Annotated in this window: 5 protein-coding genes and 2 pseudogenes; 6 read left to right on the top strand and 1 reads right to left on the bottom strand. The window is 52.6% G+C overall.

Annotated elements, in window-relative coordinates:
- Window positions 1–6: 6 nt before the first annotated feature.
- The 6 genes and pseudogenes from ACLD11_RS19815 to ACLD11_RS19840 form a co-directional block, all read left to right on the top strand.
- A pseudogene (locus tag ACLD11_RS19815) lies at window positions 7–972 on the top strand (phage tail protein); the annotation flags it as partial.
- Between the two features lie 54 nt (window positions 973–1,026).
- A pseudogene (locus ACLD11_RS19820) lies at window positions 1,027–1,350 on the top strand (phage tail protein); the annotation flags it as partial.
- Window positions 1,351–2,175: 825 nt separating this feature from the next.
- Window positions 2,176–2,730, top strand: a complete 555-nt coding sequence (locus tag ACLD11_RS19825; RefSeq protein WP_000122989.1) for a tail fiber assembly protein — start codon at window positions 2,176–2,178, stop codon at window positions 2,728–2,730.
- Window positions 2,720–3,445 carry a hypothetical protein gene (locus tag ACLD11_RS19830; RefSeq protein ID WP_000267951.1) on the top strand — a complete coding sequence of 242 codons (726 nt, stop codon included), beginning with the start codon at window positions 2,720–2,722 and terminating at the stop codon, window positions 3,443–3,445. Before ACLD11_RS19825 ends, ACLD11_RS19830 begins: the two co-directional genes overlap by 11 nt.
- Window positions 3,417–3,962, top strand: coding sequence for a hypothetical protein (locus ACLD11_RS19835; protein WP_000200789.1), 546 nt, complete (start codon window positions 3,417–3,419; stop codon window positions 3,960–3,962). The genes ACLD11_RS19830 and ACLD11_RS19835 overlap by 29 nt, the downstream gene beginning before the upstream one ends.
- Window positions 3,962–5,665 carry a hypothetical protein gene (locus ACLD11_RS19840; RefSeq protein WP_115198314.1) on the top strand — a complete coding sequence of 568 codons (1,704 nt, stop codon included), beginning with the start codon at window positions 3,962–3,964 and terminating at the stop codon, window positions 5,663–5,665. Before ACLD11_RS19835 ends, ACLD11_RS19840 begins: the two co-directional genes overlap by 1 nt.
- Before the next feature lie 589 nt (window positions 5,666–6,254).
- Here ACLD11_RS19840 and ACLD11_RS19845 read toward each other — a convergent pair.
- On the bottom strand, window positions 6,255–6,416 hold the full coding sequence (locus ACLD11_RS19845; protein WP_001128281.1) for a hypothetical protein: 162 nt from the start codon (window positions 6,414–6,416) through the stop codon (window positions 6,255–6,257).
- Window positions 6,417–6,665 lie beyond the last annotated feature (249 nt).

Consider the following 6,665-nt stretch of genomic DNA (forward strand, 5'->3'; position numbering starts at 1 on the left):
GATTATATGTCACAGACAACAATTACACTGGCATTTGAACAGTGGAAAGCGCAACAGGGTGCCACGGGGGAGCCTGTCCTGCTGGATGAATTTGTGTTCGCTAACGTACCGGGACTTGATCCGGATCAGCCGGTTGACCGCAATGAAACCCTGCCACCGGCTGAACAGATTGTTCACCGGCAGGCCGTCAGCCGTAAGGGTGTGGTGAATGACAACGCCGTGGTGCATTCCGTCGTACTGGGGGCGGACGTGGGGGATTTCTCCTTTAACTGGATTGGATTGCTGAATAAAGCCAGCGGTACGCTGGCAATGATTGTTCATGCGCCATTACAGCAAAAACTTAAAACAGCTGAAGGGCAACAGGGGAACGTGCTTACGCGCTCGTTTCTGATGGAATATAACGGCGCACAGGCTGAAACCGGAATTAATACGCCTGCTGAGACCTGGCAGATTGACTTTACCGCGCGTATGGCCGGAATGGACGAGCGCCAGCGCCTGGAAAATATCGACATCTTCGGGGCGGCGGCGTTTTTTGGTGACGGCTATCTGGTCGGGAAAAGCGGGAATCAGTTTTATGTGACCAAAGGTACCAGCTATGTGGCAGGGCTGCGCACAACGCTTGCAGAAAACCTGAATATTACCGTGACAACCAGGCCGGTCAAAGTCTGGCTGGATGTATGCTGGACAGGAACGCTTACCAGCGTGTGGGGTGTGCAGTCCCGTATTACGGTTGCTGACAACCTGGCGGATTATGTGCAGAACGGCGTACAGCATTATGTGTTTGCGGTGGCGGGTATTGATGAAAACGGCAATATTACGGATTTACGCCCGAAAGGGACGCTGAATGAGCAGCAGGCCAGTGATGCGCTGAGAAAACACGAACAATCCCGTAACCATCCGGACGCCACAACCCGCGAAAAAGGGTTTGTGCAGTTAAGCAGTGATACGAACAGTGAGTCGGAATCACTGGCCGCAACGCCGAAAGCGGTTAAAACGGCTATGGATAATGCGAACGGGCGCCTGGAAAAAAACAGCAATGGCAGCGACATTCCTGACAAGGATTTGTTTGTACGTCGTATCGGTGCCGCGCGAGCGTTTGATGGCGCGGTGACTATCGGCGGTGATGATAATCCGTGGACGACGGCGGAATTTATCGTCTGGCTGGAGTCGCAGGGCGCATTCAATCACCCGTACTGGATGTGCCGAGGGACATGGTCTTACGCTTTAAATAAAGTTATCACCGACACGGGCTGTGGCAATATCTGTCTGGCTGGCGCAGTGATTGAGGTAATGGGAGTGCGTGGCGCGATGACTATTCGGGTGACAACGACCACCACAACGTCTGGTTACGGAATTGCCAGCGCTCAGTTTACCTATATCAATAACGGCGATGGATATTCTCCGGGCTGGCGACGTGATTTCAACACCATAAATAAACCCACTGCCGGTGATGTGGGTGCATTGCCGATTACAGGGGGGCGGATTAATGGGGCTTTAGGTATTGGTACTGACAATGCACTGGGCGGTAATTCTATTGTATTCGGCGATAACGATACAGGGTTTAAGTGGCACAGTGACGGCGTTCTGGGTATTTATGCCAATAATGCCCAGGTCGGTTATATCGACAATTCCGGGCTGCACATGCTGGCAGATATTCGCGCTACTGGTGTCGTGCGTGCCGGCAACGGAAAAACACTGACGTTATCGAGTGGTAACAATTCTGCACTGAATGCTGGTTTAAGTCTGTGGGGAGGTGGAGAACGTCCAACAGTCATTGAACTGAGCGATGAACAGGGATGGCATTTATACAGTCAACGAAATACGGACGGAAGTATTTCATTTACTGTTAACGGTATCGTCTACTGTAACGCGTTAAATATAGGTGGCGCTATTTATCAGAATAACGGTGATATCTTTGGTTCGGTATGGGGAAATGGCTGGTTAAGTACCTGGATTCACAACAATGTAGTAAAAGCGGTCAGACTTGGCCCCGTGGCGCTTTCTGGCGGTCTGTGGCGTGATTTTCAGCTTGGCGGCGGACAGGTGGTGACGGGGTTCCATACTGACGGTAGCTGGGAAATGGAAGGTGGTGATGACAAGGTTTATTACCGTCCCATTCAGTATCTGGTTGGTGATACGTGGGTGACAGCCCCAAGTGTATAAGAAGGAATAATTATGACAGCGGCAAAAAATAAAAAGAACAAGCAGTTTTTAAATATTAAAAATTTCATTCCGTATACACCGGAACCAGACGACACATTATTCGCCGGTGCGGCGCATCTTCAATCAGAGGATGGCCAGGACTGGTATGCATGTCAGCAATTATTTTCAGCAGACACGCTGAAAATTACCTACGACGATAACGATGTTATTACGTGTATTACGCGCGATATTTCCGGTTTATGGCCTGCAGGCCAGAGCGTGGCGGAGCTACCTGATACGGATGAAAACCGTCGCGCTGATATTTCAGGCGGCTGGCAGTTTAAAGACGGTAAAGTCGTTCAACGGGTTTATTCGCCGGAAGAGCTGCGTAAAAAGGCGGAAGCTGAAAAAGTTCGCCGCCTTGCTGAGGCTGAATCAGCCATTGCACCACTGGCGCGGGCAGTAAAGCTAAAAATTGCCACAGATGAAGAGATTAAACGGCTTGAAGCATGGGAACTCTACAGCGTAATGGTTAACCGTGTGGATACAGCTTCCCCTGACTGGCCGGAGGTACCGGATGTGGCGTGAAGCGCGTCTGGCTTTTACGGATTCACTGGCTGCGCTGGATTGTTCCGTCGTTCCGGCGCATCCGTGGATTCACGGTCTGGGACAGCAGACCGATAACGGGGCATACCTGAGTCCGGTCAATGCAATCCATTATCTGGCGGAAAGGCTGGCCGGAACGGGAGGCAATACCGATGTGGTGATCATGATGGTAACGGGACAGACCCATGAAAACTTCATGAAGGGGCTTAACAGCCTGGTGGATGTTTTCCCCGCGCCCGCATTCACCCAGGTTAGACGTCTGGCTGAGTCTGCGGCGACACTGGCTACTGAGAAAATGCAGATCCCTGCGAAAGCCGGGGCAGGACTGCCGGTTGCCATTCCGCTGTCCGTTCCGACCAGCAGGGCAGCGTTATCCGCTGCCGCTATCAGTGAGGCGCAGAAAGCGGCTGGCGCCGGATTCAGCCTGGACGGGCTGAAACAACAGCTGGGGGAATTTACGCAACTGCGTGACAGCCTAATTAACGATGTGGCCAGCGGCCTTGCTGATTTGCAGGGGAAAAGCGCCAGGGCATGGGTATTTACGGCCAGTGGCGACACCGCCGCCACCCTTCTGGCGCTGGTAAAGGACATTCCGCAGCCTTCAGCTGTTTATACTGCGGCAATCATGCTGGCCGGAAAAAATCTTGATGGAATAAGGGGCATGATTCATGACGTCGATCCCGACACTGGCGCTTAATGGTGAGGCCATACTGCTGAAAAACATGCGCGTGACCGTTTCCCAGCAGTTTCAGGATAAAGACCAGTCCGGTCAGACCAGCGCGACCACCAAATCAGAGCAGGGGGCAAAGGGCAAAGAGCTGCGTATCAGCGGCGAAATACCCTTTAAAAACCCGGAGATCCTGAAGCGTATTTTTGAACTGGCCAGCGCCACCGATGCAGACGGGAAACGCATGAAATACCGCGTTGCGCATGAGGTGGCCAGAGCGGTGAATTTTCGTGAGGCCACCTTCAGCGGAATGCTGGATGCACCGCCGCAGGACGGGAAAATGGCCTGGCTGGTCACGTTCACCCTAGCGGAACATGTCAGCGTACAGGAGAAGCGGGAAGCCAGGGCAACCGGTAAAACAACGGCAAAAAAACAGACGGCCAGCAGTACGGGACAATCAGGTGGCCAGAGTGCCGGAGAGGATGAAGAAAAACTGACGTGGTTTGAACGCAGGGTACTGAAGCCCGTCAATGACGCTTTAGGTTAATGATGAAACCAGTAAAACGCCTTTACCTTTCAACGGATGAAATACACCTGGCTGACGCCAGTCTGGTGCTGGAGCTGAACAGCTGTGGACGTGGCTTTATTACGGCACAGACGACCACAGACTACACCGGCAAACTGGTACGGCTGGATGTGGGGTATTCCGGTTTACTTCTGCGCTGGTTTACCGGCTATGTGGAGCGCTCACAGCCTGCCGAAAACGGTTATCAGCGTCTGTTCGTCCGCGAGCTGGCTGGCGTATTTGAACGGATGTGGCCATGCTCATTCCAGCATCCCACACTGCGCGATGTGGCCGGATGGCTGGAGGAAAACAGCGGGATCAGCATTGCGGTACCGGATGTGCCGTACAGTGATAAACCGATCCCCCATTTCACCCATAACGGGACGGGATACCAGCTGCTGAATAACCTGGGCAGGGCATTCAGTATCACGGATTACATCTGGTATCCATTGCCGGATGGTTCGCTGTATGTCGGCGGTGCAGAAAAGGCGCTGTTTGCCGGACGCCCGGTAGAAATCCCGGCAGAGTTCAGCCAGGGAACGGCGGGCGGTAATTCCATGACATTGCCGGTGATCCAGAGTCTTCGTCCGGGCGTGGACGTGAACGGGGAACGCGTGACCAAAGTTCATCTGGCGAATGACACAATGACCATCACGTGGACACCACGGAACCGCGCCACAGGTCAACCATTGCAGAAAACACCGGCGCAGCGTCAGATAGAAAGCCATTACCCGGAGCTGGCTTCAGGTCTTCACCTGCCCAAACTGGCCAGGGTGGTGGCACCCAGCGAGGCCGTAAAAAGCGGTAATTTTGCCGACCCGTTCCGGCCACGGTACGCCGTTGACGTGCAGCTGCTTGACGCGGACGGCAACCCGGACAACCAGACGCCGGTATATTCCGCCGTACCGCTGCCAGTGCCAATGGCCGGTAACGATTCGGGAATGTTCCAGTTTCCACCGGAAGGAACGCTGGTAGAGGTGGCGTTTACGGGCGGCAGGCCGGATAAGCCCTTTATCAGGCAGACGCTGCCGGATGGCACCAGTCTGCCGGACATTAAGCCCGGCGAACAGCTGCAACAGCAGCGGGCGGAAGTCTCGCAACGCGTGACACAGGCAGGAGACTGGGTACGCCAGACGGATCAGACCATCAGTGAAACATCGATGGCGCGGACGGTGAAAGCCGATACGGAACGGCGCGAACTGGTCAGCCGTGAAACCACGGTGAAAGCCACGGATAAAATCACAGTACTGGGTACCGCCACGCTGATGGCCGGAGCCATACAGCAGGTCAGTGCTGGCGACTTCAGCCAGGCGGTAAAAGGAAACCGGCTGGCCAGTATTACAGGAAATGAAGAAACCGAAATCGCCGGGCAGCAGTCCACGAAAGTGGCCGGTGCCATGAATGTTGATGTGGGGGGAACCCTGACAGAAAAGATTGCCGCATTGCGTAAATCGGTGGCATCGGGCGGTCAGCAGATTATGGGGCCAACCGTCCATATTGGCAGTGAGAGCGTCAACACACTGACCATGATGCTGGACACCATTGATTTACTGGCAGAGCTGGCGCAGCAGTGCGCGAGCCATTCACACCCCAGTGTTGGTACGCCGACCAATGCCGGAGCATTCAACCAGACAGCAGTAAAGGCCGGGCAGACCCGGAGCAAGTACCAGAACATCATCGCCTGATTCTCTCTTTTCAGCCCGCATAATGCGGGTTTTTTTACACCCTTCATCAGGCGTCACCAGACGCAATCTAAGCGCCTCAAGTAGTCATCATATACCCGTTTCCCATGTAAAAGGATCTGTGCCGCCAGGACGTGCTGACGTTGCCTCACACAGACGAAAAAAAAACTGTCGCAGACAAAAACGGCGCTACACCGCACCCGCCTGCGGTTTTTGGATCGTAAAAATTTTTCAGTTGGATTTTTCTTCAAATCATATCGCCAGCCCGCACCAGTACTGGCCGCTTTGCGGAGACTGGAAACTGAAAAGATTGAAAGGAATTTCAGTAATTTCCAGTTTTAAGGATCGATAAAGGATCTAACGCAAAACGTAACGCACAGATAAATAAGGTTAAAATAAATTTTATGTGAGTTGCGGTGGATCGTTTGTGTGCCAGTGCGTTCTGGCGGTAAACGTGATAAGCCCAGCGGCGGCAGGGCTTCAGGGGAGTTTATTGATTTTTACAGAACTGAAAAGCGTCGCAGAGCTTGCAGTGGTCGAGAGAACAGATTTTGTACACATATGGTTCAGGTACAACTGAACAAAAGTAGAGTTAAGTGCCGAGTTTGCGACGCGGGCTGTAGAGAGTGTGATCCACCACAATGAATTTTTTATCCAGCCACTGCGTCACTTGGGCGGGCTGAACGCCGGTCAGTCGGGCAAAGGATGCCTGATTGCCATTGTAGTATTTCTTGATGTAGTCGATAAGTGGCATCAGTACGCTCTCTATAGTGATTATCATATAGTAAAATACTATATGATAATTTTAATTAAAAAAATAGCAGCCGCAAAACCGCAGAGGTATCAAAGCAGTCTGATCGGTTTCTGTCTGGGAATGAAAAATATCAGCGCGACACTTTTGCGACACTGGGTATTATGAAAATAAAAAAGCCACTCTTATGAGTGGCTTAATTATATGATTTTAAAGCTAAAATTTGGTGGCCCCTGCTGGACTTGAACCAGC

The organism is Salmonella sp. 741265116_PST, assembly GCF_046567715.1.
Lineage (GTDB): Bacteria > Pseudomonadota > Gammaproteobacteria > Enterobacterales > Enterobacteriaceae > Salmonella > Salmonella enterica.

Coding starts and splice junctions, on each gene's coding strand:
- ACLD11_RS19830 (WP_000267951.1), top strand. CDS start 2,720: ATGTGGCGTGAAGCGCGTCTGGCTTTTACGGATTCACTGGCTGCGCTG.
- ACLD11_RS19845 (WP_001128281.1), bottom strand. CDS start 6,416: ATGCCACTTATCGACTACATCAAGAAATACTACAATGGCAATCAGGCA.
- ACLD11_RS19840 (WP_115198314.1), top strand. CDS start 3,962: ATGATGAAACCAGTAAAACGCCTTTACCTTTCAACGGATGAAATACAC.
- ACLD11_RS19825 (WP_000122989.1), top strand. CDS start 2,176: ATGACAGCGGCAAAAAATAAAAAGAACAAGCAGTTTTTAAATATTAAA.
- ACLD11_RS19835 (WP_000200789.1), top strand. CDS start 3,417: ATGACGTCGATCCCGACACTGGCGCTTAATGGTGAGGCCATACTGCTG.